Below are 25,478 nucleotides of genomic sequence, written 5' to 3'. Positions count from 1 at the left end.
TGTTTTTATTTTAGTTCAAAGCTCACTGGTATGATTACGGATTGTTCCCTTCGTGGTTTTAAGATGGGCTGCCAATCTCTTTTGACGCGTTCGACAGTTTTTAATGAGGCTTCGCCCAATATCTTATGATGATTTTTTCCGGATATTGACGCGCTTTTTATTTCTCCGGAAGCGGAAAAGACAACTTTTATTTCAACGATCCCAGAAATTCCGGCTTTTCTGGCATTTTTAGGATAATATAGAGATGATTGTATCAGATGCAAAAAATAATTTAGAAATTCGTCATTTTTAGATAAATCAAAACCTTCTTGTGCAGCGTCATTTGGATTTTCTTGTACGTTTTTTTGTGGAGTTTGCTTGTCAACTGCACTGTTTTCCGTTAGATCTTTGTACGCTTTTTGCGAAATAACTTCTTCTTTAACGTCTTCCTGTTCTTTAGTGGTTTCGCTGTTCAAAGTTAATTCCTGCGCATATTCTATCGACATAGAAACAGTGGTGCCCGTACCGCTTAATACTATGGGTTTTTCTCCCTGCAAAACAACCATTGAAAATAGAAGTAATGCGATTACTGTAAAAACTCCGCCGGTATTTGAAATGGTTTCATATTGTGATAAATGCATTTTATTTTTCCTCAAGCTCGGCATTTATTAAGAATTTGCTGTATCCCAGTAATTTAACTTGGTCCATTAATCCGATAAAAGCGTTGAACGGAGCATTTTTGTCAACATTAAACACTATGGAAGTATCGGACAGTTTTCCAGAAAGTATTATGGGTATTTCTTCTTTATCTATCAGCTGTTTATCGTGATATATGCCACCGTAGGCATCTATGCTAAAAGTTACGCGCTCGACCTGGTTTGAAACCGTTTCTGCACTATTTGCTTTAGCCAGCATTACGTCAATGCTTGGTGACGTAAATGTTGCGGCAAGTATGAAAAAAATCAGCAGCAAAAACATTACGTCTATTAAAGATGTAAGGTCTATTGTTCCGTCGCCAATATCGTCAAAATCAAAATTAAATTTCATTTTTCGCTTCTGCAATTTTTTTACAGGATAAATCCCGTTTTTTATAACGGTATCTGCTCAAACAGTAATGCGAATTTCCCAAAAAGCGATGTCCGTACTCAATTATTTCTAGATTGAACGAACGCATATAAATGGAAAGCACGTGATAAACAATTAATGCGGGAATGGCAAGACTTAGCCCCATGACCGTAGTGTAAATCGCTTCCCATATCCCAGCGGCAAGAACGGTGCTTGTCGCCATAGAGGCAGAAGTTGAAAGCCTGCCGAAAACACCCAAAAGACCCAAAAGCGTTCCGAGAAGTCCAAGCAGAGGCGAAATTGCCGCCACGATTTTAATCAGCGTTATGTCTCTTATCGGACGGCTGAAATAATGATTGAACAAAAAAGCCGCTTCAGATTTGATATCATCGGAATGGTCTGCGTGGGTTTTAATTATATCGTTAAGAATGCAAATTAATGGATTTGCCAGATTTGCTTCAATAATGGCATCTCTATCCTGCGGTTTTGCATTTATTTCATGAATTATTCTGTGTAAATCGCGGCCTACTATGCACAAATAAATTATATTTTTTGCTGCAAGGTAGACACATATTACTCCGATGATAACAAGAGCAATTCCCGCCGCTCCTATTTTAGCGTATATATTTTCTATCATAAACTATACCTTCTTTAAAATATTTTCGGCGAAAAATCCCGCATTTACGCAATCGTCTGCGTTCGGATGTTTTTTTGCTTCTTCTATTCTTGCCGCTCTTTCAGGTGTTATAACGCCATGGGCTTTTGTAGAAAGTTCGAGTATTTTCGGGTCGATTTTTCCCATGCATTTAAAATGTCCCAAAACCGAGTTGTTTGCCGCAAGAATATTTTTTGCTCTTACAAAAATATTTTCTGCATGTTCGCTGTCGGGATATGCGCCCAAAGTAAAAAATAATGCGACCTTTTTATTATGAATTTTTTCCAGATATTGTTTTGTTTTAATGTCAGCGCCGCCTTTGTCTGCCCAAAAGCCTGAAAAAATAAGGTCATAATTGTCCGCCGATGGAGCAGTTTCCACTGGAAAGATGTCGGACTTGTGTTCATTTTTTGATGAAACTTTTCCGTAAATTGATTCGGCAATCATTTTCGTATTGCCCGTAAGAGACGAATAAACGATTAAAATGTGCATTTTATTTTTCCCCAGTAAGAATATCTGTTACAGCACGGGTAAGATTAACGCCCCAAAATTTTCCGGCCGTAGTAAGATTCATATATTTTCCGTCAAATTCCACAAGTTTTGCTTGCAGCCAATTTTCTAAATATGGCGCAAGCTTTGCTTTAAAATCCGCGTTTATCGCAAATATTTCTTCCGTATTCAAATATCCTTTCTCCATCTGCTCGGTAATTTTATTTGAAAGTGCTAAATGTGAGTTTGGCGTGCTGAGACTGTCCGGAGAAAAAATTCCAATATTTATATTTTCAATATATCTTTGCGCTGCTGGCATTCTGTAATAGCTCCATCCATTTATAGAACCTCCTGCGCCTGCACCTATGCCGAGACACCCTGCTTTTCTTTTTACCCATGGATTGTAAATATTTCTTTCTCTGGAAGTTTTGCCGTAATGATTTAAGCTAAGCTGATGCCAATGATTTTTCGTCAGATATTCATAAGCCGATTTATAAAATTCACCCTGATCACTGATTTTTGCAGCATCTGGCATTGAACCAGCCAAAATGGATTTTTTAAGCGGACTATTTTCAAAAACATTTAACTGGTACGTGTCAAGCCCGTCAACTCCGGCAAGTTCTGCAATTTTTAAATCTTCCAGAAACATTTCCACGCTTTGTGCGGGCAATCCGTATATAAGGTCTATAATTATTGCAGCTCTGTTATATGAAGCAAGGTTTGCAAGAATTTCCAGTACTTTTTTACTTTCGGAAACACGTCCCAAACTTTTTCTTATTTTAGTGTTAAAACTCTGTACACCTATGGATAAACGGTTAAAGCCAGCTTGTATAATATCTTTTCCGCGGGTACCTTCAAAATCATGTATACGTCCTTCAATAGTTATTTCACAGTCATTTGCTAAATTTAGATATTTATGAAAACTTTCGATTAGGAGGGACAAATATTGCGGCTCTATTGCCGAAGGCGTCCCGCCTCCAAGATATACCGCCTGCATTGGAGTTTCTTTAACATAAGCGTATTGCGAAACAAGTTCGATTTCTTTAATAAGCGCATTTACATATTTGCTGCCTTCTTCTTTTGTAACTTTTGAACCTGCAAATCCGCAAAAAGAACATCTATATTGACAATAAGGAATATGTATATATGTTACTGCTCCACTTGAAGGATTTTGAAGAAGTTCTTTATATTTTGTAAAAATTTCTTCTTTAGCAACGGCGGATCTTTGCGCCAAAGCCATTCCAATCAATCTGCCTTTGTATGCATATCGCAAAACATCTTTCGATACATCAACTAAATATACGTTTGAAGCAGAAACCATAAAATAACTCCATAAATTACAAATATTATAGAATTTTGAATTTGTTTTTATTGATTTATACTAATCTAATAAAATTTTAAGAATCTATATGTATCATAAATTAAAATTTTTGTCAATCTAAAATATTGAGATTTGAGTAAAATTAAAAAATGCACTTATAGCCATATGTCTGAGCTTATAATATATTTGGCATAGGCATGTAAAAATTGGGAAGCGAGATAAAAAGCATTTAAATGGTGTGTTGAAAACTGAAAAATAGAAAAAAGGCAAAGGATTATTTGTAATTATGCGTTTAGTTATGCAATTTTAATAAGAGCCTTTAAAAAGGATAAATGTTGGAAAGCAATATGTAAAAGATGGAAACAAGGTAATGGGCAAAGCCACAATGGAGCAGTCAACTGTAGCTGCAGTTGCCATAAAAATCAAATCATTTAAAATAATTTCTTCCAGGCCGTATGACTATTATTTGGCCTATCTGTAGATATTTTTTCTTTGAAAGTCCTTGATTGTCTTTGAAGATTTCTTTTGGAGTAGTTTTATATTCTAAAGCTATTTTTTCTATGTATTCACCTTTTTTGACTTTATGTTTTATAAATCCAGGAGATGGATTTAAATCTTTTATTTTAGCTATATTTTCAAGGAATTTAGCTTTTGTTCCATAAGGTATTTTGAGTTCAAAGCCCGGATATCCCTGAGGAGTGCACCATGCATTTAAAGCAGGATTTAGCATTTTTATTTCCTCAAGCGTCGTTTCAGCGCACTGTGCGGCAATTTTTAAATCTATAACGCGGTCTGTTTTTATTTTATCGTATTTTAAAGGTTCATGAAATTTTATGTTGTCAAAACCATATTTTTCAGGGTTATTGGCTAATGTAACTACTGCTATAAACTGCGGAACATATTGTTGCGTTTCTTTGGGAATAGCATTTCTGTCCGTCATTTCAGTAATATTTGAAGCGTTTGAAAATTTCATATCTCTTAAAAGTCCATATTCGCCTCTGTTATAGCTGGCAAGAACAAGATGCCAGTCGTTAAGCATTAAGTATAACTCTTTTAAATATAAGCATGCTGCTCTGGTAGCTTTTTCTGGATCTCTCCTTTCATCTATCCAATAATTTATTTTAAGATTTAAACCTCTTCCTCTGTGAGCCATAATCTGCCAAATTCCTACTGCACCCGCTTTGGACACCACTCTATTATTATATAGACTTTCGACAACCGGCAGATATATGAGTTCTTGCGGCAGATTGAAATCCTGAAGAGCTTTCAATACTATTTCCCTATAAGCGCCGCTTCTTTCAATAGCAGCTTTTATCCTTTCTTTAGGTTTGTCGGTAGAATAAAGCCCTATGTATTTTTCGACTAGAGAGTTATCTTTGCATTCCATCGGTATGGAATATTTTTCGGATTCAAGCACGGGAGACGGCATATCTATAGTATAAATTCTTTTGAGTTTTGTGATAATGTTGTCAAAATCATCAAACAAGAAAAAATAAATGCCAGGATCTATCTGCGCTGTTTCCAATTTCTTCATAAACAAACTGAAATATTTCTTTACATCTTCGGATTTTCCGTTTTTAAAAGCGGCTACAGCTCTTCTGTAGAGAGCTTCAGTTTCTAAAACTGCGCCTTTGGTTTCATTGCTTTCCGCCGCGGAGGAAATTGCACTCACAACAAGATTGATTACGGGATCGCTTTCCTCTTCCTGCATTAAAGGAATAGTAAACTCAATCGGGTAATTGATTTCTTTTTCGGTTATGTCACTTTTATTGGCTTTCTCAGGGAGAATGGGGATATTGGTTTTTCCCGCAGAATAAGAAAGTTGTACTGTAAAAAAGATAAAAATTGACAAAAACAATATCTTTTTGTTATATTTCATGATTTTATATTATACATAAATAAAAAAATTTTTGTAAAATCAAAAAGTTGTAGTTGCAAGCGTTCTAACGTTTTTTGTATAATTTCGCATTATTATTTTTATATGCTTTAATATGTTTTAAGAGGTATTTTTATGTTGAAAGAAGAACTTGAAACAACGGCTTTTTTGGCAAGAATCGAAGTAAAAGAAGAAGAGAAAGAAAAGTATCTTAAAGATTTGAATAAGATGCTGGAATTCGTTGAAATTCTTCAACAGCCCGATATTTCGGATTTAAAACCTACCACTCATGTAACTTCGCTTAGAAACGTTTGGAGAGAAGACGTTGTAAAGCCCTGTCCTAAAGAAACAATCGAACAAATGCTCAATGCCGCTCCCAAAAGAGAAGGAACATTTTATAAAGTGCAAAAGGTTATCGAGGCGGAATAATCAAATGATTAAAGCAATTTACACTTTTAACGGCGACTTTCATACTGAAAATGATGCAGCCGCGATAGCCAAAATTTTTAATAAAAACCCAAGACTTATATGGGTGGACATTATTTTGGAAAATCACGATTTAAGCCATGAAGAAACAGCTCTGCTTACAGAATCTTTTAAATTTCACGAACTGTCTTTGGAAGATTGTCTTTTCCCTCAGTATTATCCGAAAATGGAAGAGTTTGAAAATTATGTTTTCGGAGCCGTTCACGGCATACAGCTTAAACCCAATTATATTCAGGAGTTTGACGAAAGTATTTACGAGTTGAACATTTTCACTGGCAAAGGTTTTGTCGTAACCGTTCATAGCGAAGAACTTTTCTTTATAGAAACGATTTACGAAAAAGCGAAAGCCAGACCTCAAATAGAACTTAAAAGCCTTGCCAACCTTATGTACAATATTTTTAACAAGGTCGTTTCAAGTTATGAATTCACGCTTGAAAAAATAGATGATAAAATGGATTCTCTTGAAGATTCTATTCTTGAAGATCCGCAGCAAAAACATATGGAAGAGATTTTAAACATTAAAAAAGTTATTCTTGCCATAAGAAAAATAGCCGAATCGCAGCAGATGGCGTATGTTTATTTTACTCGTGCAAATAATAGCATAATTTCAAAAGAATATATCGCATATTTCAGAGATATTTTCTTTCAGTGTGCAAGAATTAATCAATCCATAGTAATACGAAGCCAAATGATAAGCGGGCTTCTAGAAGTTTATATGTCAAGCGTAACAGTAAAACTTAACGAAGTGATAAAACTCCTTACGATTATAGCGACGCTTCTTCTTCCTGTTCTTATTATATCGGGATATTTTGGCATGAATGTCACATTTCCAGAATATTTAATATTCGGAGAAAAAGGATCATGGTTTTTTGCGGTGGGCATAATGCTGGTATCTATTATAGTTTTGTTGATATATTTTAAGAAGAAAAAATGGCTTTAAGGATATAATTATGGATGAAATTTTAACTGTTTCAGTGAAGGATTTGAGAATAAAGATTTTATCGGGAGAAGTAAAAAGTGTCGATGCCGTAAAAGCGTGTTATAAACGCATAAAAGAAGTCGAGCCTAAAGTAAAAGCTTTTCTAAAGCTCAATGAAGAGCAGGCTTTAAAACACGCAGCAGCCTCCGACAAAAAAATAAAGTCAGGTGTGAAATGTGGAATTCTCGAAGGAATTCCGATAGCCATAAAAGATAATATAATGATAAAAGGCGAAAGCATGACTTCCGCTTCGAAATATCTTGAAAATTATGTTTCTCCTTATGATGCTGCCGTCATAGAAAAACTTAAAGAAGCAGGTGCTGTTTTTATCGGCAGAACAAATATGGACGAGTTTGCCATGGGTGGATCAACTGAAACTTCGGCTTATCAAAAGACGGCAAATCCATGGGATATCGAGCGCATTCCAGGAGGTTCTTCCGGCGGAAGCGCCGTTGCCGTCAGTTCTGCGATGGCTCCTTTCGCATTGGGTTCAGATACGGGCGGTTCAATAAGGCAGCCTGCCGGCTTTACAGGAATAGTAGGATACAAGCCTTCTTATGGACTTATAAGCAGGTATGGAGTTTGTGCTTTAGCTTCTTCTTTCGACCAGATAGGCAGTTTTTCAAAAAATGTTTACGATACAGCTTTGTTGGTAAGCGTGATAGCAGGAAAAGATTACAGGGATCCAGTTTGCGAACCTACCGAACAAACGGATTATACTGCTGGGCTTGAAAATCCCGATACATTAAAGAATTTAAAAATAGGAATACCAAAAGAACTTTCAGATTATGATACAGACGGCGAAATTTTAAAATCTTTTGAGGGAGTCATAAAAAATCTACAGCTTTACGGAGCAGAAATCGTCGAAATAAGCGCTCCATCTTACAAATATGTTCCGGCGCTTTATAAAGTTATTATGTGTGCAGAAGTTTCCGCAAATATCGCCACTTTTGACGGCATTCGTTATGGATACCGTTCTCCGAATGGCATAAGTTTAAATGACGAATACGCAAAAAGCAGGTCACAGTCTCTGGGATATGAAGTAAAAAAGAGAATACTGTTTGGAACTTACGTCCTTGGAGCCAAAAATTATTACAGATGCTATCATCAAGCGCAGAGAGTGCGTACGCTGCTTATTAATGATTTGAATAAAGCTCTTTCCGAATGCGATTTTATTTTTTCACCTGCGACTTTGCAAATGCCCGTAAAATTCGGAGAATATCTGCCGGAAGAATGCGACATATTTCTTATAGCCGCCAATCTCGGAGGATTTCCCGGAATTACAGTTCCGTGCAGTTTTGTGAAAAGTCATATGCCAATGGGCGTACATTTTATGGGAAAAAGATTTTCCGATGCAAAACTTTTTCAAGCGGCAAGCGCTTTCGAAAGAATTTCAGGTTTCGATATTTCAAAATATCCCAAAATATAAATGATAAAAAAATGTTATTAACATCATAAGAAGGTATACAATGTCAAATTATGAAACTGTCGTGGGACTTGAAGTACATATGCAGATTAACACCAAATCGAAGGTTTTTTGTGAATGTTCTACGGAATTTGGAGCGGAACCAAACTCTAATACATGTGTAATATGCACGTCGCAGCCGGGCGCTATCCCGATACTGAACAAAAAAGCTGTAGAGGCTATTATAAAAACAGGGCTTGCTTTAAATTTTACAGTAAATAAACAATGCACATTTGCGCGAAAACAATACTTTTATCCGGATGTTCCGAAGAATTATCAAATTACACAGTCGGAACCACCCTTGTGTTCGAATGGCAAACTTGCTATAGCGGTTGACGGCAAAGAAAAAGTCATAAATTTGACAAGAATACATCTTGAAGAAGATGCAGGAAAGCTTGTTCACGAAATAGGCAGCAGAAAACTGGATTATTCGCTTCTCGATTTAAACAGAGCAAGTGTAGGACTGATGGAGCTCGTTACAGAACCGGAACTGAGTTCCCCACAGGAAGCGTTGGAATTTCTTACTGAGCTTAGAACTATAGTACGTTATATTGGCGCTTCGGAATGCAGTATGGAAGAAGGAAAAATGCGCTGCGATGTAAATGTCAGCGTGCGTCCCAATGGACAGAAAGATCTCGGTACAAGGGTTGAAATCAAAAATATGAATTCAATATCAGGAGTAAGAGATGCTATTGCCTATGAAACCGAAAGGCAGATAGAAGTTCTTTCACGCGGTGGAAAACTTGTTCAGGAAACGCGGTTATGGGAAGCTGAAGAAGGTATTACAAAGTCAATGCGCTCTAAAGAAGGCGCTTTGGATTACAGATATTTCCCTGAACCTGATTTGGTTCCATTTAACTTACCTGATTCATTTATAGAAGAGCTGCGCGCACAGGTGCCGGAGCTGCCGAAAGCGAGAAAAGCTAGATTGATTAAAGAGTGTGCATTATCGGAGTATGATGCCGATTTTTTAACGTCTTCAAAACAAATTGCCGATTATTATGAAGAAGCGGTTAATGCGGCGAAAAATAAAGAGCTTGCGGCAAAACCTTTGGCAAATTGGATTTCTACCGAACTCAGCGGAAAACTAAACGCTTCAGGCAAAGAAATAAGCGAGTCGCCCGTTTCAAGCAAAGATCTTTCCAAACTCGTAAGCCTTATTTTAGACGGTACAATTTCGGGAAAAATAGCTAAAACCGTTTTTGAGGAAATGTATGAAAAGTCCGTTGATCCCGAATCCGTAATTAAAGAAAAAGGACTGGTACAAATTTCCGATGAATCTGCAATTATAAAAATATGCGAAGAAGCTATAGGCGAAAGCACCAAAGCTGTTGCGGAATTTAAAGCCGGAAAGGAAAGAGCAATCGGTGCGATTGTCGGTTTGGTAATGAAAAAATCAAAAGGACAGGCAAATCCGCAGATAGTAAACAAAATTTTAATTGAAAAATTAAAAGGATAAGCATACCTACCTGATTTAAACCCGTTCTCAAATCTCCTCCTTAGAACGCTTTTAACGTTTCTGCCGTTAATAAAGAGTCTAAAACGATAAGTAAACTTTTCAGGTTTCAAACGGCAGTCAAAATTTCTCCGAAAAATCATGACAAATAAAAAGCAGATGCAGGATAAAATGCCAATGCTCCTTTTATAGAAATATTTGTATCATCTGAAGAAGCCGAGAGTGAACAAATATGTTAAAGATGCGGTTAAAATATCAATAAATACTCTTGCGTTAAGCATGATGCTGATAGCGGCTTAAACTATGCCTTTTTGTACAATTCGCGAAATTTTATTTAATTGAAAAACATAGCCTAAATGTGTAAAATCTAATAATATTACATTAAAAATTTTTACGGAAAAAATATGAAGATTATAATAAAAATAGGTACGAGTACTCTTACCGATAAAAACGGCGGTTTAAACAAATCGTACATATCCTTGCTGGCAAAAAATATCTCTGATCTGCAAAAAGAAGGGAATGAAATTTTATTGGTCAGTTCTGGAGCCATAAGAGCTGGAATGGGACATTTAAAATTAAAAAATAAGCCTAAAACTTTAAGGGAAAAACAGGCTTTGGCGGCAATCGGGCAGCCTCTTATAATGAACGCTTATGGTGAAGCTTTCGGTGTTTGCGGTATAAGTGTCGCACAGCTTCTTCTCACCAGAGATGATTTTGAAAACAGAATGAAATATATAAATGCGAGGAATACTCTTTACGAACTTATGAAAAATGGGGTTATTCCCATAATAAATGAAAATGATACCATTGCTGTAGAAGAGATAAATTTTGGAGACAACGATACGCTGGCGGCTTTGGTGTCCGCAGCTGTTGACGCTGACAAACTTATTATTTTTACAGATGTCGACGGCCTTTACGAAGGACATCCTTCAAGAGGGCTGTTTATTTCAAGAGTTGAAAAAATAACCAAAGACATAGAATCTTTTGCTGATGCAAAATCAGGCAGCGGCAAAGGCAGCGGCGGAATGAAAACTAAAATTCTTGCCGCAAAAATAGCTACGTCATCGGGAGCGGACACTATTATCTCCAACGGCTCCAATCCTGGCATGTTAAAGCGGATAAGTGAAGAAAAAGCCAGATGTACGGTTTTTAAAGCAAAAACATGTCGACTGGAAGCGAAAAAATCGTGGATAGCGTTCGGCAAAAAGCCAAAAGGCTGTATTTTTGTTGATAAAAAAGCCGAGGAAGCACTGGTAAAAAAAGGAAAAAGTCTGCTTGCTGCCGGAATAAACAACATAAGTGGAAATTTTAAGAGAGGAGACACGGTAGCCGTGTCGGAAAAAGATTCAAAAAAAGAGTTTGCCAGAGGTCTGATAAATTATAGTTTTGAAGAAGTGCTTAAAATTAAAGGCAAAAATACAAAAGAAATGAAAAAGATTGTTTCGGCACAGGAAGATGAAGTAATACATAGGGATAATCTCGTAATATTATGATAAGAAAATTATTTATATTATATTTTGCAGTATTTTTCTTTTTTGTTACAGCCGACGCCGCCGTAACAAAAAAGAAATTTACCTACGATAAAGAACAATATTATGTTTACTATGATGCAAAAGGCAACGAAATAGCAAAAGAAAAACTCAAGAAAAACAATCCTTCAGAATTTTCTGACGGAGCGAAAATAAACGGAGAAGTAAAAGAAGTCGATGATAGCGGTAATCTGATTTATACGTGGAATTATAAGAATAATAAAAAAGATGGAAAAGCTTTCGGATTTTATCCGAGCGGCAAAGTAATGTATGAACTGTATTATGTTAACGATTTTCCACAGGGAATTGGCATAAAATATTTTGAAAATGGAAACGTATCTGAAAAAGTATTTTATATAAACGGCAAAGTTGAAGGACCGGCACACATATATTTTGAAAATGGAAATTATTACAAATACAATTATGTTGGTAACAAGTTAAACGGACACGCTCATCTTTATGACAAGGAGCACCGGCTTCTTGAAATGTCAACATATAAAGATAATGTGCTTGATGGAGAATATATAAAATATTATTTGTCGGGCGTGGTAAAATCCGAGATGACCTACAAGCAAGGCAAACTTGAAGGATATGCAAAATATTATGACGAAAAGGGCAGAGAAGTAAGCACTCTTTTTTACAAAGATGGAAAAAATATCAATAAGATACAGCATATTGACGAAGAAAACAGAGGTGTATCATCAAAAAAACAGGCGGGAGAAATCATAGTATGGCAGGGTCCCGCCATGACTCATCTATACGAGTCAAGAAAGATGATAAATGAAATAAAATTTTTTGAAAAAGGCAGTTTTAACGGCATACATAAAACTTATTATAAAAACGGACAAATCAGATATGAAGGTAGATTTGTCAACGGCATTCCTTCTGGAGTTTTTAAAACCTATTCTCCTGAAGGTAAAGTTATCTGTACGGACAATTACTCTTCCCGGGGCAGACTTAACGGCATATCCAGAATGTATTATGTCACAGGCGAAAAACTTGCCGAATACAGATACAAAAACGGCAAGCTTGAAGGCGTTTCTTCGGTTTACAGCAAAGATGGCAGCCTTATAACCGAAGCGAGCTATAAAAACAGCCTTCTCCATGGTTCGATAAAAAACTTTTATGAAAACGGCACGCTTTGTTTTGAAAGTTATTTTTCAAACGGTATTCCTGTAGGGCAGCTGAGATATTATTTTCCGACAAAGGAACATAAACTTTTATATCTTGTGGAATTCAAAAACGGAAAAATACACAAAAGCACAGCTTTTTCCGAAGACGAATTTATCGAGTTTGTAGCTGAATATTAAAAGACAGAAGAAACGGCAATGGAAACGGAAAAGACAAAGGTTTATTTGTAACTCTGTATGCATTAGCTGCACAATCTTAGCAGGAACTCAAGCCGGCAGTTCTTGTCTCGACAAGCTTCTTAATAAGCTTCCACTTTTAAATAATACCGCTTCTTTTCCATATCTGGATTTCTTCCATGCACAAATAAACGACCGCAGCTGACTTTTTAGATTTTATGATTCTGTTCATAAAGTTGTAAACTTCAATCCTTATATCTTCGTCATATCTTAATTTATAATCTTTTCCTAGCAGCAGTTCTCCATCTAAAATAGAGTTTTTCGGAAATCTATTTTCAATAATGGATTTTAGGGTTGCTGGCATGCGCAGGGTTCCCAAGCTTATCCATTTTATGCTCTCATTTGGAACAATGTCAAAAATCATATCTATTGCATCTTTATATCCGTTTTTCCACTGTTCGTAAGCGATAACAGGGTCAAAATGAAAAGCGGTGGTGAAACCTGCTTGTGCGCACTGTTTTGCCGCGTTTAATCTTTGCCGCAAATCAGTCGTTTTATATTCGTTTTCTGCACTTATTTGTTCAGAGTTTACACTCCATGCTGCAACGATATTTGAGACTCCTCCGCATTCAAGCATATTGTTTATATTTACACTTTTTGTTTTAAATTCAAAATAAATATCGGTTTTTTTCTTAAAAAATGGGATTATTTTTTTTGAAAAATTTGTTATATGATCAAAAATGAGAGAATCCGTAAATTCTCCGCTGCCTATCCTTTTGCAGCCGAAAAAGCCCTTGGTATTAGAAATTATTTTTTCATCCGACAAATAATCCAAAATATTGCAAGGCATAACTATTCCAGGAACATTTTGATAGCCTTGCAGAAAACAGTATGAGCATTCATATGGGCAGCCCATCCCAAGATTCATTATTGAATAACCGCAATTAAAAACTTTTGGAGTGCACGGGCATTTTTTAAAAAAGTTGTATTTTTCACGCACGATAAATAAATTGTCAATTCTTTTATTGTAATCTGCCGCAGAAAAAGTTTTTCCCGACAAAAAATTTTTAAGCGACTCTATTTCCGTAAAATCGGATTGTGGAAAAAAAGATTTTATTCTTGAAAACAATTCCGAATTCGCGGCGTCTTTCGTATAATAAACTTTTTTAGGATGGAAAAGCCGTCCTGAAATATCGGCTTTAAAATTGTCGTCTGTATCATATTTAGGCAGGTAAAAAGAGCTTAACTGCATTTTTTTGAATGTTTCTGGATACCTTCTTTCAAGCAAAACTTTTTTAACGGCTTCATAGAGATTGTCCGTAACAGAAACGATTACCACATCGGGAGAGAGGTTCTCTCTTTTTGAGATTTCAAAAACAAGCCTTTCGATTTCGCGGCTTTTATTAGTTCCAAACTTCGGAAAACGACCAGATATAAGTTTGCGAATATTATCTGCCATTTATAAAATCCAGAATCATTCGCGGCAGCTTTCTTCTCGCGCAAGAAACTGCCTTTCTTGTTTTTTCATCAAGTTCGAACCCGATGGGACTTTTCTCGATATGGTCGGCGACGTACATAAAACAAACGGCTTTCACGCCTATTTTTTTTGCGGCGGAAAATACTATTGAAGACTCCATGTCTATGGCACAAATACCATTGTTTTTAAACCAGTCTATGTATTCAGCTTCCAAAAGCAGTGAACTTACACAGGCGGAATTTGTTTTTATTAAATCTTCATAGTGGTTATTACTGTAAAAATCCTCAAGCAGCTCTTTTGAAGAAGTGAAAAAGTCCGGGTTTGTGTCGTGTGCAGCCATTTTTGAAAAACTTTCGAAATTGTACGCTTTGTCTATCATCAAAATATCTCCAGATTCAACGTCGGCACAGCCGCCGCAGTTTCCAAAAAGATAAATTTTTTTACAGCTGCTGTTTCTTAAGTGTAAAACTGCATCGCCGGCCAGAAAGTTATTTTTTAAGCCTATTATTGTAGCATTTTCGGCTTCTGCGGTTTTCACAAAAAAGCCGATTTCCGACTTTTTTGCAAATAAAGGAAGATCATAGAGCTGGCATATTATACAGTCCTCTTTTATTTCCTGCTTTTGTATTCCAAAAAAATCTTTAAATTCCATACGCATATTTTATAAAATAAAAACTAACGGAACAAAAAAAGCAAATATTTTCAGAAATTACATAGTATAATATTACATTGACAAACAGCCAAAAATAGCTTGGAAGGGGGAAAAATGCACGGCAGCCATAAACTTTGGATAACTATATCAATATTTTTGGTAGTTATTGCTTTTTTGCTCGGAATGTATTTTACTGCTACATCCGATAAAGTCGGCGCAGTAATAAAAAAGAAACAAGAAGAAAAACTACGGAAAACTACATCTCAGAAAAGAAATCCTGAAGAACTTGCGTATGAAGTTACCGCAGAGAAGGAAGAAATGCTCAAACAAAACGGGTTGGCAGCTTTAAATTCAAACAATGCCAAAACAGAAGAAGGTAATTCACGATAAAATTAAAGTCAGGTTTGAAACTCTTGCCAGAAGTTTTTTCCACTGCCCGTTTTCAAACAAAACGATAAGCTTTAAATCGTCCCCGGAACCGGACTTTTCAATAATTTTACCTTTGCCGAAAACCGGATGCAAAACGACAACGCCTATTTTAAAAGGGTTTGAATCCGAAGCAGGAACGTATAGCGGTTCATCATGTAGTATTTCATCTTCAGAAGGAATATAATCGTAAGTATCTTTGTCTTTATATTTGTACTGCGCTTTGTTTTTTAAATTTTCGCTATAATTGTCATGTCTGCTCCATTTTGTTTTGTTAAATCCGTGGTTAAAACTGCTAAGGCTGGGCTGTTTTTGCGCAAACTCTTCGTTAAATCCGGCTTCCATAATAAATCGCGAAGGTATATTCCATTTGGTTTTTCCATAAACGGGACGTTCCGATGCCCAGCACAAATATAAATGTTTTCTCGCTCTTGTCATTCCGACATACATCAATCTTCTTTCCTCTTCAAGCTCTTCTGGACTGAAAGCAGATTCTCCTATCGGAAATAATCCTTCTTCAAGTCCGCATAGAAAAACGTTTTCAAACTCAAGACCTTTTGCCAAATGAAGAGTCATAAGAGTGACTTTTCCCTGAGATTCATCTAAACCGTCAACATCGCTTACCAAAGCTATTTGAGTTAAATAGCCGGATAACGATTCGTCCGGCGAGCGTTTCTCAAAATCGTCGATAGCGGAAATTAATTCCTGAATATTTTCAATTTTTACTTTTGCTTCAGGGGTATCTTCGTTTTCAAGTTCTTTCATGTACCCCGAAAGCGTTATTACCTGTTTGGCTATGGTTTTTACGTTTTCACTTTCTTTCAAATTGATGAAACCTTTAATTAAATCCACAAAAGAATTAAGAGCTAAAACCGCTCCTCTGTTCAGCCCTGCTTCAGCGGCGTAAGGTATTGTCTGCCAAATGGATAAACCTCTTTTCAGAGCTTCTTTTTCAAGATTTTCCACAGATGTTTTACCTATGCCCCTTCTGGGTATATTTATAATTCTTTTCAAACTTATATTATCGTTTGGATTATGTATGAGCTTTAAATAAGCAGTTATGTCTTTAATTTCTGCCCTATCGTAAAACTTCAATGTTCCTATGACTGTGTAAGGCATGCCTGCCCTTCTGAATGCGTCTTCAAAAGCGCGCGATTGGGCGTTTGTGCGGTAAAAAACCGCAAAATCTGACAATCTGTATTTTTTGTTATGTATATTTAAATCTATTATGTCAACGATCTTTGCAGCTTCATCATTTGCGTCTGCTGTTTTGACCACAGAGACAGAACCGTTGTCGGGATTTTGCGTCCATAATTTTTTTTCTACTCTGCCGCCATTATGTTTAACCACCTGCCATGCCACAGATAAAATTTTTGGTGTAGAACGATAATTTTGTTCGAGTTTTACGGATTTTGCTTCGGGATAATCTTTTTCAAAATCCAAAATATTTTTTATATCAGCGCCGCGCCAGCTGTAAATACTTTGATCATCATCGCCTACGACACATATATTATGATGTTTTGCGGCAAGAAGTTTTGCAAATATGTACTGTGCGTGATTTGTGTCCTGATATTCGTCAACTAAAATATATTTGAATCTTTGCTGATAATGTTCAAGCATGGTGGGATATTGCTGCAGTGAGATAACCGTACGCATGATTAAGTCTCCAAAATCGAGAGCCTGCGACATCTCAAGTTTTTTCTGGTACAGCTGATAAACTTTAGCTATAACCATACTGAAAAAATCTCCTGCATGTTCGGCGTCAGCTGCCATATCCGATGGAAATTGTAAATCATCTTTTGCGCGGCTTATTTTATTGGTTATTGAAGAAGGCTTAAATTTCTTTTCATCAATATTTAACTCTTTGATACAATCCTTGATAACATTCTTTTGATCCACAAAGTCATATATCAAAAAATCGGGACTTAAATTTATTTTTGATGCTTCAACGCGCAAAAAGTAAGCGCAAAAAGAATGGAATGTTGAAACCCAAACATTTGCTCCCGTACCAGAGATCAAATCGTTTATGCGCTTTTTCATTTCTTCAGCGGCTTTATTGGTAAAAGTTACGGCAAGGATAGACCATGGTGGAACGCCCTGATCAAGCAGATAAGCTATTCTGTGAGTTATGACCCGTGTTTTACCAGTGCCGGCGCCGGCAAAAATGATCAAAGGACCTTCGGTACATAAAACAGCTTCTTTTTGCGATGAATTTAAATTTCGTAAAATATCGGTCATAATTTAGTCCGGTTATAAAATAAAACTTATTTATTATATCAAATAGAATCGAAACGGCAAAATAAAAGATTAACCGCCTTATATATCATTCATAATTTTTAAAATATGGAAATTAGTTTCATTTTATAATATAATAAGACATATTTATTTTATATATGACTATTTAATCAACGTTTTATGGAGAAATAAAATGAAAAAGATATTGCTGCTGTTGTTGATGTTTTTTATTTTTGCAGCTGTTGGTTTTGCCGAAGTACCAAATGAAATTCGTTACACAGGAAGATTAAAGTCATACCAGACGCTTGTAAACGATACGGTAAGCATGACATTTAAATTGTACTATAATGAAACAGGCGGGAATTCGGTGTGGTCATCAAATGCAGTAAATGTTTCAGTTTCCAGTGGGATTTTTACTTATGTTTTAAAGCCTACAGGAGTCGACTGGAGTAAAGGCGATATATGGCTTGAGTTAACAGTTGGGACAAATATTTTAACGCCAAGAGAAAAGCTGATGGCTCAGCCGTACTCGTTTCACTCTGCAACGGCGGAAAAGTTATATTCAAACAATGAAATATCAATTCAAATCGGCACAACTACCGCATATATAGGAGTAAGCAATAACAGAATGTACTTTAAGCTGCTATCTTCTTCAAATATTGAATACTTAGGTGTTCCTCCGGGAACTGTAATTGCTTACGCTGGAACAAATATCCCAGCCGGTTATTTACTTTGCGACGGCAGAGAAGTTGCTATTTCAGATTACCCGGATTTATTTGCTTCAATAGGTTCGCTTTACGGCACGGCGACAAGCGGCAAATTTAAACTTCCAAATTTACAAGGAATGTTTTTGAGGGGCTATGGAGAACAAACTCAGGTATATCCACAAAAAGACGGAGTTAATAGTACGGTATACAAAGCTGCTGAAATGGGACAATTCCAAGGTGATTCAATACGCAATATAACGGGATTGCATCCAGGAATGTATGGGAAAGCCGATGAATACTATTCAGGTGCAAACTATGTTGACGGACAATTTGCCAGCTCAAAAGATAGACAGAGGAAGTACACTACTTATGACGGTTGGGAATGGGGATTTGGGAAACAATATTTTGATGCTTCAAGAGTAGTTCCGACTACAACAGAAAACAGACCTGCTAATTATGCAGTATGCTATTGTATAAAGTATTGATTTATAGGTTTTATGATTTTACGAAATTATAGATACAAAAAATAGCAGCTTTATGAATTCGTGCTTAATCTTTACTATATGGAGTGCAAAATGCCATTTTACATGTGTCCAGATGTTAAGTCAAATGATATATTTGTTCAAAATCGAGTTAAAATAAATATTATGATGAATAAAGTTGATGTTGCCAAAGCTAAAAAAATTTCAAATAACAAAGCGTATAGATTACTGAAAAAAATAACATATACCATAAAAGATTTTTTTAGAAATTTTTTTATAATAATCAAAATAATTACAGTAAACAAAAATGAAGATAATGTTTATGTAGCTTTTATCTGTTATGGCGGTTTTGGCGATATAACAAGATATAAAAGTGTGATCCTTGAGTTGATTAAAATGTACCCAGAGATAGTTATTGATATTTATAATAAAAAGGCTCAACCGTTTTTCAAAGATATAAAAAATATAAGATTTTATTTGAATATAGATGCGGTAAATACGATAAAAAAGTATTATGATATTGTATATGAAGCTAGACATTGTAATGTTAAGTTATTATTTCTTAATAAAAATAAGCATTTCCCGTGTAAAATACTAAACAATTTGAACGAGTATAGAACTAAATATCCTTTTTGCTTTAATAAATCTCCTCTAAGATCACCTGAAAATTTTGTAAAAAATAATATCAATATTGTCAATTTATTAAAGTTGATGTCAGGAGTTGACAATGTTTATGACATTTCCTTTACAATCCTGGCCGAAAAACAACCACTTGATAAATTTCAAATAACAAATAAAACAGAGTACATAACTTTTCAATGCGGCTCAGGCACTAGCGGACATTTAAACGATATAAAATGTTGGGATGTCGAACAATGGAAAAAATTATTAATTATTTTAAAAAATAAATTAGATAAAAATATTAAATTCATTCAAATTGGTACAGGCGATTATCATTTTTCGGAAGCCGATATAAATCTTTTAGGTAAAACATCATTAAGCGAACTGTTTTATATATTGCAAAAATCACTGTTGCATATCGATATAGATGGAGCCTGCTCGCATTTTGCAAAAGCGGTCGGAACGAAATCTTTAGTAATATTCGGGACTACTGATGGACAGTTTAGCGGTTATCCTGAAAATATAAATATACTGTCATCTTTATGTAGTAGTTGTTGGACAACAAGCGAGATATGCCCGATAGGATATGCAAAACCAATGTGTATGCAGTCAATAACTCCAGAGTTTGTAGCTGAGAAAGTTATTGAATATTTTACCGAGAAAACATTATTGCATAAAATATTAACAGGATAATTTAAAGTGAATAAACTTTATTCATCAGATAATTTTAAAGAAAAATTTTGTAAATATGCTTCTGAAATAACTGAATACACCGGAGAATTGAAAGTTGAAACTTACAATAACGCCGTTGTGCTGCCGTATTACAATTCTTCGCATAGTTCAAGCCCAGGTGCTTTAAATGTAGGCGGCGTTTTTGATTATAAGGGTAATATAATAGAGTTATCAAAAACGAAAGTTTCTGAGCAAACGGTTCATGTTGGCGCTCCCGAGATTTATAATGTAGAGCAAAAATTCAGATATATTGACGATGATGTTATATTTTTAGGGAATTTTTCCACTCATTTTGGGCACTTTTTAATTGAATCTATGAGCCGTTTATGGATTTATTTAGATAATAATTTTTTCGGAAAAAAAGCGGTATATATCGGCAAATCAGACGTGTTTTTTATTGAACTGCTTGAAATATTTGGTTTGGATAAGAAAAATATTGCAAGGATAAAAGTTCCTACAAGATTTCGTTCTGTTATAATTCCTGAACAAGCAAATATGTTGTATGAGCGGACTTATCACAAAAAATACAAGGAAATATATAATAAAATACGCACTAATTCGAGAGGATATTTTTACGATAAAATATATTTATCCAGAAAAAAATTTCAAAAAGAGAAGAGTGCCGTATGCGGCGAATATGAAATTGAAAAGATTTTTGAGGACAACGGATTCAAAATAGTATATCCTGAAAAAGTATCTATAAAAAAACAAATAGAATTAATGAAAAACTGTAAACATTTGGCAGGAATTCAGGGATCGGCTATACATTTATCATTGTTTGCCGCAGATGGCATAGAGCTTACTGTTATTTATAGAAAACATGAAGATATTTTTCCGGCACAGATTAAAATTAATAAAATGAAAGACATAAAAAACACAAGCATTGAAGCTTCTTTGGATTTTTTACGACCTTTTCCGTCTAATATCGAATACGCAGTTTCAATAAGAAACAAGTATATGAGGGAATGGTTAAAAGACATGAAGTATAAAACCGACGAAATGGTGTATGATCCTGTAACTTTTGAAGATTATATCGGACGGGAAGAATATAAAAAATTAAATAATATTTGTTTATGGAAAAGAAAGCTGAAAGAAAAAATTATAATGCTGTTGACAAATTTCATTTTTATAAAATCATTAAGAAAAAAGATAAGATACAGGCTTATAAACAGGTAAAAAGTAGGAAACCAAATATGCCGTTATATAAATATCCACAAACGCAGGATTATACTGTTTTTAATGAAAATAGAAACAAAATACTGGAATATGCGCAAAAGCATAAAATAAACGCGGCATTGCATAAAAATACTGTATTTACTTTGATAAAAGACTGTTTAAAAAGTTTTTTGCGCATACCAATAATACTGTTTACAAATACGGGAAATAATATATATGCCGCTTTTGTTCCAAATGGAGGGCTGGGAGATATTCTCAGACAGAAAACCGTTCTTAAAGCATTGGTAGAGATGTATCCTGATATTGTTATCGACATTTATAATAAAAGCAAATATCCGCTTTTTAAAGAGATAAAAAATATAAGGTTTTTCTTAAATAAATATGCTGTTGACATCATGAAATATAAATATGACATAGTCATAGAATACGAATTTAATTTTGAGCTGTCCAAAGTTTTCGTTATTAACTCAAAAAAGCGCGCAACGGTAAAAATTCTGGAAAATCTTAAAAAATATAAAAAACAGTATCCGTATTGTTTTGATGGACAAAAATATTTTTTTATGCAGCAGGAAGCCGTAAAAAATAAACTGAATCTTATAAATGTGTTAAAAATTACTGCAGGAGTAGATAATATTGATAATATTTCTCTTTCAATTTCCTATACAGAAAAACCGCTGAGCAGGTTTGGAATTTTGCCGAAAGAAAAATATATTACCGTGCAGTGCGGTTTTGCAAATAAAGACAATTTTGGACATGCAAAATTGTGGTCTGATGAAAACTGGAAAAGATTGCTGGCAATAATCAAAAATAAAATTTCTCCAGATATAAAAATAGTACAGGTTGGAGTTAATTCCCCTGTTTTAAAGAATGCCGATATTAATGCCGTAAATAAGACGTCGTTAGATGGATTATGTTCCATATTGAAGACCTCTTTATTACATATTGATACGGATTGCGGATGCACATTGCAAAAGCTTTAGGTGTTAAATCTGTGGTGCTTTTCGGGCAGACAAATGCAGAATATATTTCTTATCCTGAAAATATAAATATAGTTTCATCATTGTGTGCAGGCTGTTATACGGCCAGAAGACTTGGATATGGAAAATGTGTCTGCGGATACGGGACAAAAGATGGGACTGTTCAGCTGAGTTTATATTCTGAATACGGAGATAAAGTATATGAATCCCCTAATTTGAGCTTTCAAGGTGGGAGCAATAATTCAAAATCTATTTTTTAAGGCTGTCTGCAAAAAGTATTATTGCCGTTATCACAGCAGGTATAACAATACAATATTTACCACAATATTTATAGGATAAAGAATAAAAAAAACTTTCATATTATTGTTTGAGAAAAGTTTGTTTACTATATAGTCGTCCATTTGTGAATATATGGATTCACTTACGGCTTGTGCATCTTTTCCATTTACCGCAGGCGATAAATTCTTAATAAAATCCACAAACGGCAGATGGTCAACAAAAAAACCGAGGGCTTTTCTTATAATCCATGTTGCATTTTTATCATAAATGTCTCTAAAATCGAGAGTATTATTGATTTTTTCTTGAAACTTCTCATCAGTTGTGTATTGTTCGGCCATAAACGCGCTTATGGTCTTAAAAAAAGGAGTAATATGTTTATATCCGGACTGCATTACAGTTATGAGAATGTACTTATGAATAAAAAAAATGGCTAAAGCCATAAAACCTATGCTAAAACTTAAAATAAATGCGAAACATAAAATATTGTATGCCGTATAATTATCTAACTGAATAAAAAAAATGATTCCAGCAATAACGGAAATAATGTTTGTAAAAAAAAATAAAACAATAGTAGCTATGCATCTGCCTAATTTAGGTGCCTCTTCTTTAGATAATTTAAATTTGAATTGATAATTTATCTCTATGCCTCTGTTGTCTTTCATTTAGATTTCTCCATATCATTTAAAGTAATTAAATGTATTTTTACAGCATTATCCCTTTGAAAATAGTTAAAGTTTAAAGGATTCAATGTTGTTAAAAGCAAAGAATTTACTATTGGACAAGGGATGTTACCTTTTCTTTGTTTAATTATTTATAAATAAAATTATAAGTTTTCTTTATAAAAAAAGCAAAGAACACAGAAGATTAAAATCTTGAAAACTTGGTAAGTTTTGTTAAGTCTTTCAACGACTAATACTTCTGATAAAAAAATAGCGGCATTATAGCTAGCAGCGCGTTCATAAATGTTTATATTTAGGGCTATAAGCTCAAAGTTGCCTGAGCTAAAAGACCTCTTAACCCGAGTTTTTTATCGTTAATGGTTCTGACTATTTCTAATATTTTGCTTAAAATCAGCCCTTTTGATTTTAATTTATCAGCTTGTTCCAAAATCTTTTGTCTTTGTTCTATTTCTTTGGAAGTGTTCATTGCTATCCCACTTTTCTATTATATTTAAAAAAATGACATATCTATTTTGAGCTTAACGAGTTATTTGACTTTAATGGGCATATTTTATATTATATCCGCCATGCCGACGTAGCTCAGCTGGTAGAGCAGCGGTTTTGTAAACCGCAGGTCGTAGGTTCAAACCCTATCGTCGGCTGTTTATAAAAGTTTAAAAGCCAGTCTTTGGGACGGCTTTTTTTATTGTATAACAAACTGCCATGAAGGTAATTTCATAGTTATAAAAGTTTGTTTTAAGGTTATTATCTCAAATATAATTCTTCCTGATAAAAATTAATAAATAATTGATTAATTAGTCGATTTTTAATATTATTAACTGGTAGTTTTATTTGATAAAAACAAATGAGAAAAATCCGCTTTAACCTTAAATTCAAATTCATATTAATGATAGCTTTTGTTATTGTGTTTACGGCAATAACGCTCACCGCATATTTTGTATATTCACAAAGAAATCTGCTTATAGGCGCAACAGAAAAAAAGGGCATGGATTTGGCTAAAAGGCTGGCAAACTCAAACGATTTAAACATTTCTCCACAGTTTATAGACATCTTAAAAAATTCTACTGAAAACGCTTTATATGAAGAAGACGTAATTTACTCTATTATATATGATAGAAATGGAGAAATACTGGCGGAATCTGGAATACTCGATCCAGAAGTCAAAGATTATTTATTATACACTAAACCTATAGGCTTCGACATTCTTTTGTACGATAAAAAACTTATGAAAAAAAATAGTTTCGAGACAAAAAAAATCGGAAAGATTTTTGAGGTGCTTTTTCCCATGGTTACTTATGACATACTTCGTGCGAATATAGGCGCTTCTCTTGCAAACGATTATATGAAAGAGAATGATGACAGCGGTGAAATCATAGGTATAGTAAGAGTGGGAGTTTCTCTTGAAAGAGTAAGTAAAGAAGTTGACAAAATAACTAAATCCGCTTTAGCCCTTACTGTGATAGTGATTATTGCAAGCATTCTGCTTTCTTTTTTCTTGATAAAAGTACTGCTCAATCCTATCAAAGAGCTTGCTCTGGGCACAAAGAAAATTGCCGAGGGCAATTTGTCATACAGAGTACCGTTGACTTCAAGCGACGAACTCAGTGATCTGGCTGAATCTTTCAATTCGATGGCTCAGGATTTAAAAAGTTACGTTGATGAGCTCAACAATGAAAAACAGGATTTGCTGAAACTTAAAATAATGCTTGAACAGCGCGGTAAAGAACTTGAAGAAACTCTGGACAAGGTACAAAATATTCAGCAGGAACTTTTAAGGTCGGAAAAATTTGCCACGATAGGTCGTCTAGCTGCTTCAGTGGCTCATGAATTGAGAAATCCGCTGGCAAGCCTTAAAAACATCTCTTATTATCTTTCAAAAATAGGCAGCTTTGAAGATGTTAAAGCCAAAAAAATGCTTGACATGCTCTCTTCGGATGTTTCGAGAGCAAATAAAATTATTACGGATCTTCTCGATTATTCAAGGGCAAAAAAGCTTAATAAACTTGAGATGTGGATAGATGAGTTCATCGATAAAGCAATTTCGAATGTAGTGCTTGCAGACAATATAGAAGTCGTTAAAAAACTTGAGCGTTTTAAAGCCATAGTTGATCCGGATAAGATGACGCAAGTTTTAATAAATCTCATTTCAAACGCTAAAGACGCGATGCCCAACGGCGGTTTGATAAAAATTTTCTGCGCGAAAAAAGAAAGTTCTTTTGAAATAAAAATTTCCGATGACGGCATAGGCATGAGCAAAGAAACCGTTTCGCATATTTTTGACCCGCTTTATACTACAAAACTTAAAGGCATAGGATTAGGCCTTTCGATAGTAAAAGAAATAGTCGATGCACACTTTGGCGATATGACTGTTGAAAGTGTCGAAGGCAAAGGTACTATTTTTACAATAACGCTTCCATTGGAGTAAAC

Annotated in this window: 24 protein-coding genes and 1 tRNA gene; 14 read left to right on the top strand and 11 right to left on the bottom strand. The window is 34.8% G+C overall.

Translation table 11 applies throughout. The features are described from left to right. Window positions 1–5 precede the first annotated feature (5 nt). The 6 genes from LBD46_06470 to LBD46_06445 all read right to left on the bottom strand — a co-directional run bounded on the left by LBD46_06470 (window position 6) and on the right by LBD46_06445 (window position 5,388). Window positions 6–620: an energy transducer TonB gene (locus tag LBD46_06470; protein ID MDR2426801.1), complete on the bottom strand. Its 615-nt coding sequence runs from the start codon at window positions 618–620 to the stop codon at window positions 6–8. Window position 621: 1 nt separating this feature from the next. Then, on the bottom strand, window positions 622–1,026 hold the full coding sequence (locus tag LBD46_06465; protein ID MDR2426800.1) for a biopolymer transporter ExbD: 405 nt from the start codon (window positions 1,024–1,026) through the stop codon (window positions 622–624). Further along, the gene (locus LBD46_06460) at window positions 1,016–1,681 is read right to left on the bottom strand and encodes a MotA/TolQ/ExbB proton channel family protein (GenBank protein MDR2426799.1); all 666 of its coding nucleotides are present in this window, start codon (window positions 1,679–1,681) and stop codon (window positions 1,016–1,018) included. Before LBD46_06460 ends, LBD46_06465 begins: the two co-directional genes overlap by 11 nt. Before the next feature lie 3 nt (window positions 1,682–1,684). After that, the gene (locus LBD46_06455) at window positions 1,685–2,191 is read right to left on the bottom strand and encodes a flavodoxin family protein (protein MDR2426798.1); all 507 of its coding nucleotides are present in this window, start codon (window positions 2,189–2,191) and stop codon (window positions 1,685–1,687) included. Window position 2,192: 1 nt separating this feature from the next. Then, window positions 2,193–3,509 carry a heme anaerobic degradation radical SAM methyltransferase ChuW/HutW gene (gene hutW, locus LBD46_06450; GenBank protein ID MDR2426797.1) on the bottom strand — a complete coding sequence of 439 codons (1,317 nt, stop codon included), beginning with the start codon at window positions 3,507–3,509 and terminating at the stop codon, window positions 2,193–2,195. 427 nt (window positions 3,510–3,936) lie between these two features. Next, a complete protein-coding gene (locus LBD46_06445; GenBank protein MDR2426796.1) occupies window positions 3,937–5,388 on the bottom strand; it encodes a transglycosylase SLT domain-containing protein in 1,452 nt (483 codons plus the stop codon). A 132-nt stretch (window positions 5,389–5,520) separates the two neighbouring features. Between LBD46_06445 and gatC the strand changes: the two genes are divergently transcribed. From gatC to LBD46_06415, 6 genes are all read left to right on the top strand, one after another. Beyond that, window positions 5,521–5,814: an Asp-tRNA(Asn)/Glu-tRNA(Gln) amidotransferase subunit GatC gene (gene gatC, locus LBD46_06440; GenBank protein MDR2426795.1), complete on the top strand. Its 294-nt coding sequence runs from the start codon at window positions 5,521–5,523 to the stop codon at window positions 5,812–5,814. Between the two features lie 4 nt (window positions 5,815–5,818). Further along, a complete protein-coding gene (locus LBD46_06435) occupies window positions 5,819–6,811 on the top strand; it encodes a magnesium transporter CorA family protein (GenBank protein MDR2426794.1) in 993 nt (330 codons plus the stop codon). Between the two features lie 10 nt (window positions 6,812–6,821). Next, window positions 6,822–8,279: an Asp-tRNA(Asn)/Glu-tRNA(Gln) amidotransferase subunit GatA gene (gene gatA, locus LBD46_06430; protein MDR2426793.1), complete on the top strand. Its 1,458-nt coding sequence runs from the start codon at window positions 6,822–6,824 to the stop codon at window positions 8,277–8,279. Window positions 8,280–8,319: 40 nt separating this feature from the next. After that, window positions 8,320–9,774 (top strand): Asp-tRNA(Asn)/Glu-tRNA(Gln) amidotransferase subunit GatB, encoded by a 1,455-nt coding sequence (gene gatB / locus LBD46_06425; protein ID MDR2426792.1) that lies wholly within the window; start codon window positions 8,320–8,322, stop codon window positions 9,772–9,774. Between the two features lie 401 nt (window positions 9,775–10,175). After that, window positions 10,176–11,264, top strand: a complete 1,089-nt coding sequence (proB, locus tag LBD46_06420; protein ID MDR2426791.1) for a glutamate 5-kinase — start codon at window positions 10,176–10,178, stop codon at window positions 11,262–11,264. Next, window positions 11,261–12,610 (top strand): toxin-antitoxin system YwqK family antitoxin, encoded by a 1,350-nt coding sequence (locus LBD46_06415; protein ID MDR2426790.1) that lies wholly within the window; start codon window positions 11,261–11,263, stop codon window positions 12,608–12,610. Before proB ends, LBD46_06415 begins: the two co-directional genes overlap by 4 nt. Window positions 12,611–12,746: 136 nt before the next feature. Here the strand turns inward: LBD46_06415 and LBD46_06410 are convergent, their stop codons facing one another. Beyond that, the gene (locus LBD46_06410) at window positions 12,747–14,066 is read right to left on the bottom strand and encodes a hypothetical protein (protein ID MDR2426789.1); all 1,320 of its coding nucleotides are present in this window, start codon (window positions 14,064–14,066) and stop codon (window positions 12,747–12,749) included. Beyond that, window positions 14,056–14,736: a hypothetical protein gene (locus LBD46_06405; protein ID MDR2426788.1), complete on the bottom strand. Its 681-nt coding sequence runs from the start codon at window positions 14,734–14,736 to the stop codon at window positions 14,056–14,058. The genes LBD46_06410 and LBD46_06405 overlap by 11 nt, the downstream gene beginning before the upstream one ends. A gap of 114 nt (window positions 14,737–14,850) precedes the next feature. Here LBD46_06405 and LBD46_06400 point away from each other — a divergent pair, with 114 nt between their 5' ends. Beyond that, entirely contained in the window at window positions 14,851–15,126 is a 276-nt protein-coding gene (locus LBD46_06400) for a superinfection exclusion B family protein (protein MDR2426787.1), read from the top strand. Here the strand turns inward: LBD46_06400 and LBD46_06395 are convergent. Beyond that, window positions 15,118–17,400, bottom strand: coding sequence for a UvrD-helicase domain-containing protein (locus LBD46_06395; GenBank protein MDR2426786.1), 2,283 nt, complete (start codon window positions 17,398–17,400; stop codon window positions 15,118–15,120). The genes LBD46_06400 and LBD46_06395 overlap by 9 nt on opposite strands. 190 nt (window positions 17,401–17,590) lie before the next feature. On the opposite strand from LBD46_06395, the gene LBD46_06390 reads away from it, so the two are divergent. From LBD46_06390 to LBD46_06370, 5 genes are all read left to right on the top strand, one after another. Further along, window positions 17,591–18,589 carry a phage tail protein gene (locus LBD46_06390; GenBank protein ID MDR2426785.1) on the top strand — a complete coding sequence of 333 codons (999 nt, stop codon included), beginning with the start codon at window positions 17,591–17,593 and terminating at the stop codon, window positions 18,587–18,589. 90 nt (window positions 18,590–18,679) lie between these two features. Beyond that, window positions 18,680–19,900, top strand: a complete 1,221-nt coding sequence (locus LBD46_06385; protein ID MDR2426784.1) for a hypothetical protein — start codon at window positions 18,680–18,682, stop codon at window positions 19,898–19,900. A 6-nt stretch (window positions 19,901–19,906) separates the two neighbouring features. Beyond that, window positions 19,907–21,115, top strand: a complete 1,209-nt coding sequence (locus tag LBD46_06380) for a glycosyltransferase family 61 protein (protein ID MDR2426783.1) — start codon at window positions 19,907–19,909, stop codon at window positions 21,113–21,115. 17 nt (window positions 21,116–21,132) lie between these two features. Then, window positions 21,133–22,095 carry a hypothetical protein gene (locus LBD46_06375; protein ID MDR2426782.1) on the top strand — a complete coding sequence of 321 codons (963 nt, stop codon included), beginning with the start codon at window positions 21,133–21,135 and terminating at the stop codon, window positions 22,093–22,095. Next, window positions 22,074–22,352, top strand: coding sequence for a hypothetical protein (locus LBD46_06370; protein ID MDR2426781.1), 279 nt, complete (start codon window positions 22,074–22,076; stop codon window positions 22,350–22,352). Before LBD46_06375 ends, LBD46_06370 begins: the two co-directional genes overlap by 22 nt. 30 nt (window positions 22,353–22,382) lie before the next feature. Here the strand turns inward: LBD46_06370 and LBD46_06365 are convergent, their stop codons facing one another. After that, complete coding sequence (locus LBD46_06365) at window positions 22,383–23,033, bottom strand: hypothetical protein (GenBank protein ID MDR2426780.1); 651 nt, start codon at window positions 23,031–23,033, stop codon at window positions 22,383–22,385. A 316-nt stretch (window positions 23,034–23,349) separates the two neighbouring features. Next, window positions 23,350–23,517, bottom strand: coding sequence for a hypothetical protein (locus tag LBD46_06360; GenBank protein ID MDR2426779.1), 168 nt, complete (start codon window positions 23,515–23,517; stop codon window positions 23,350–23,352). 102 nt (window positions 23,518–23,619) lie between these two features. Here LBD46_06360 and LBD46_06355 point away from each other — a divergent pair. Together LBD46_06355 and LBD46_06350 are read left to right on the top strand one after the other, a co-directional pair. Continuing rightward, window positions 23,620–23,692: transfer RNA gene (locus tag LBD46_06355), tRNA-Thr, on the top strand. A 203-nt stretch (window positions 23,693–23,895) separates the two neighbouring features. Beyond that, window positions 23,896–25,476 carry a HAMP domain-containing protein gene (locus LBD46_06350; protein ID MDR2426778.1) on the top strand — a complete coding sequence of 527 codons (1,581 nt, stop codon included), beginning with the start codon at window positions 23,896–23,898 and terminating at the stop codon, window positions 25,474–25,476. Window positions 25,477–25,478: the final 2 nt, after the last annotated feature.

This window comes from Candidatus Endomicrobium procryptotermitis (assembly GCA_031279415.1).
In the GTDB taxonomy this organism is placed as follows: Bacteria; Elusimicrobiota; Endomicrobiia; order Endomicrobiales; family Endomicrobiaceae; genus Endomicrobium_B; species Endomicrobium_B procryptotermitis.
This window is presented reverse-complemented; position numbering and strand designations above follow the sequence as displayed.

What these genes read in the sequence shown, in the direction of transcription:
- LBD46_06470 (MDR2426801.1), bottom strand. Translation starts at nt 620, where the DNA reads ATGCATTTATCACAATATGAAACCATTTCAAATACCGGCGGAGTTTTT.
- LBD46_06465 (MDR2426800.1), bottom strand. Translation starts at nt 1,026, where the DNA reads ATGAAATTTAATTTTGATTTTGACGATATTGGCGACGGAACAATAGAC.
- LBD46_06460 (MDR2426799.1), bottom strand. Translation starts at nt 1,681, where the DNA reads ATGATAGAAAATATATACGCTAAAATAGGAGCGGCGGGAATTGCTCTT.
- LBD46_06455 (MDR2426798.1), bottom strand. Translation starts at nt 2,191, where the DNA reads ATGCACATTTTAATCGTTTATTCGTCTCTTACGGGCAATACGAAAATG.
- hutW (MDR2426797.1), bottom strand. Translation starts at nt 3,509, where the DNA reads ATGGTTTCTGCTTCAAACGTATATTTAGTTGATGTATCGAAAGATGTT.
- LBD46_06445 (MDR2426796.1), bottom strand. Translation starts at nt 5,388, where the DNA reads ATGAAATATAACAAAAAGATATTGTTTTTGTCAATTTTTATCTTTTTT.
- gatC (MDR2426795.1), top strand. Translation starts at nt 5,521, where the DNA reads ATGTTGAAAGAAGAACTTGAAACAACGGCTTTTTTGGCAAGAATCGAA.
- LBD46_06435 (MDR2426794.1), top strand. Translation starts at nt 5,819, where the DNA reads ATGATTAAAGCAATTTACACTTTTAACGGCGACTTTCATACTGAAAAT.
- gatA (MDR2426793.1), top strand. Translation starts at nt 6,822, where the DNA reads ATGGATGAAATTTTAACTGTTTCAGTGAAGGATTTGAGAATAAAGATT.
- gatB (MDR2426792.1), top strand. Translation starts at nt 8,320, where the DNA reads ATGTCAAATTATGAAACTGTCGTGGGACTTGAAGTACATATGCAGATT.
- proB (MDR2426791.1), top strand. Translation starts at nt 10,176, where the DNA reads ATGAAGATTATAATAAAAATAGGTACGAGTACTCTTACCGATAAAAAC.
- LBD46_06415 (MDR2426790.1), top strand. Translation starts at nt 11,261, where the DNA reads ATGATAAGAAAATTATTTATATTATATTTTGCAGTATTTTTCTTTTTT.
- LBD46_06410 (MDR2426789.1), bottom strand. Translation starts at nt 14,066, where the DNA reads ATGGCAGATAATATTCGCAAACTTATATCTGGTCGTTTTCCGAAGTTT.
- LBD46_06405 (MDR2426788.1), bottom strand. Translation starts at nt 14,736, where the DNA reads ATGGAATTTAAAGATTTTTTTGGAATACAAAAGCAGGAAATAAAAGAG.
- LBD46_06400 (MDR2426787.1), top strand. Translation starts at nt 14,851, where the DNA reads ATGCACGGCAGCCATAAACTTTGGATAACTATATCAATATTTTTGGTA.
- LBD46_06395 (MDR2426786.1), bottom strand. Translation starts at nt 17,400, where the DNA reads ATGACCGATATTTTACGAAATTTAAATTCATCGCAAAAAGAAGCTGTT.
- LBD46_06390 (MDR2426785.1), top strand. Translation starts at nt 17,591, where the DNA reads ATGAAAAAGATATTGCTGCTGTTGTTGATGTTTTTTATTTTTGCAGCT.
- LBD46_06385 (MDR2426784.1), top strand. Translation starts at nt 18,680, where the DNA reads ATGCCATTTTACATGTGTCCAGATGTTAAGTCAAATGATATATTTGTT.
- LBD46_06375 (MDR2426782.1), top strand. Translation starts at nt 21,133, where the DNA reads ATGCCGTTATATAAATATCCACAAACGCAGGATTATACTGTTTTTAAT.
- LBD46_06370 (MDR2426781.1), top strand. Translation starts at nt 22,074, where the DNA reads ATGCACATTGCAAAAGCTTTAGGTGTTAAATCTGTGGTGCTTTTCGGG.
- LBD46_06365 (MDR2426780.1), bottom strand. Translation starts at nt 23,033, where the DNA reads ATGAAAGACAACAGAGGCATAGAGATAAATTATCAATTCAAATTTAAA.
- LBD46_06360 (MDR2426779.1), bottom strand. Translation starts at nt 23,517, where the DNA reads ATGAACACTTCCAAAGAAATAGAACAAAGACAAAAGATTTTGGAACAA.
- LBD46_06350 (MDR2426778.1), top strand. Translation starts at nt 23,896, where the DNA reads ATGAGAAAAATCCGCTTTAACCTTAAATTCAAATTCATATTAATGATA.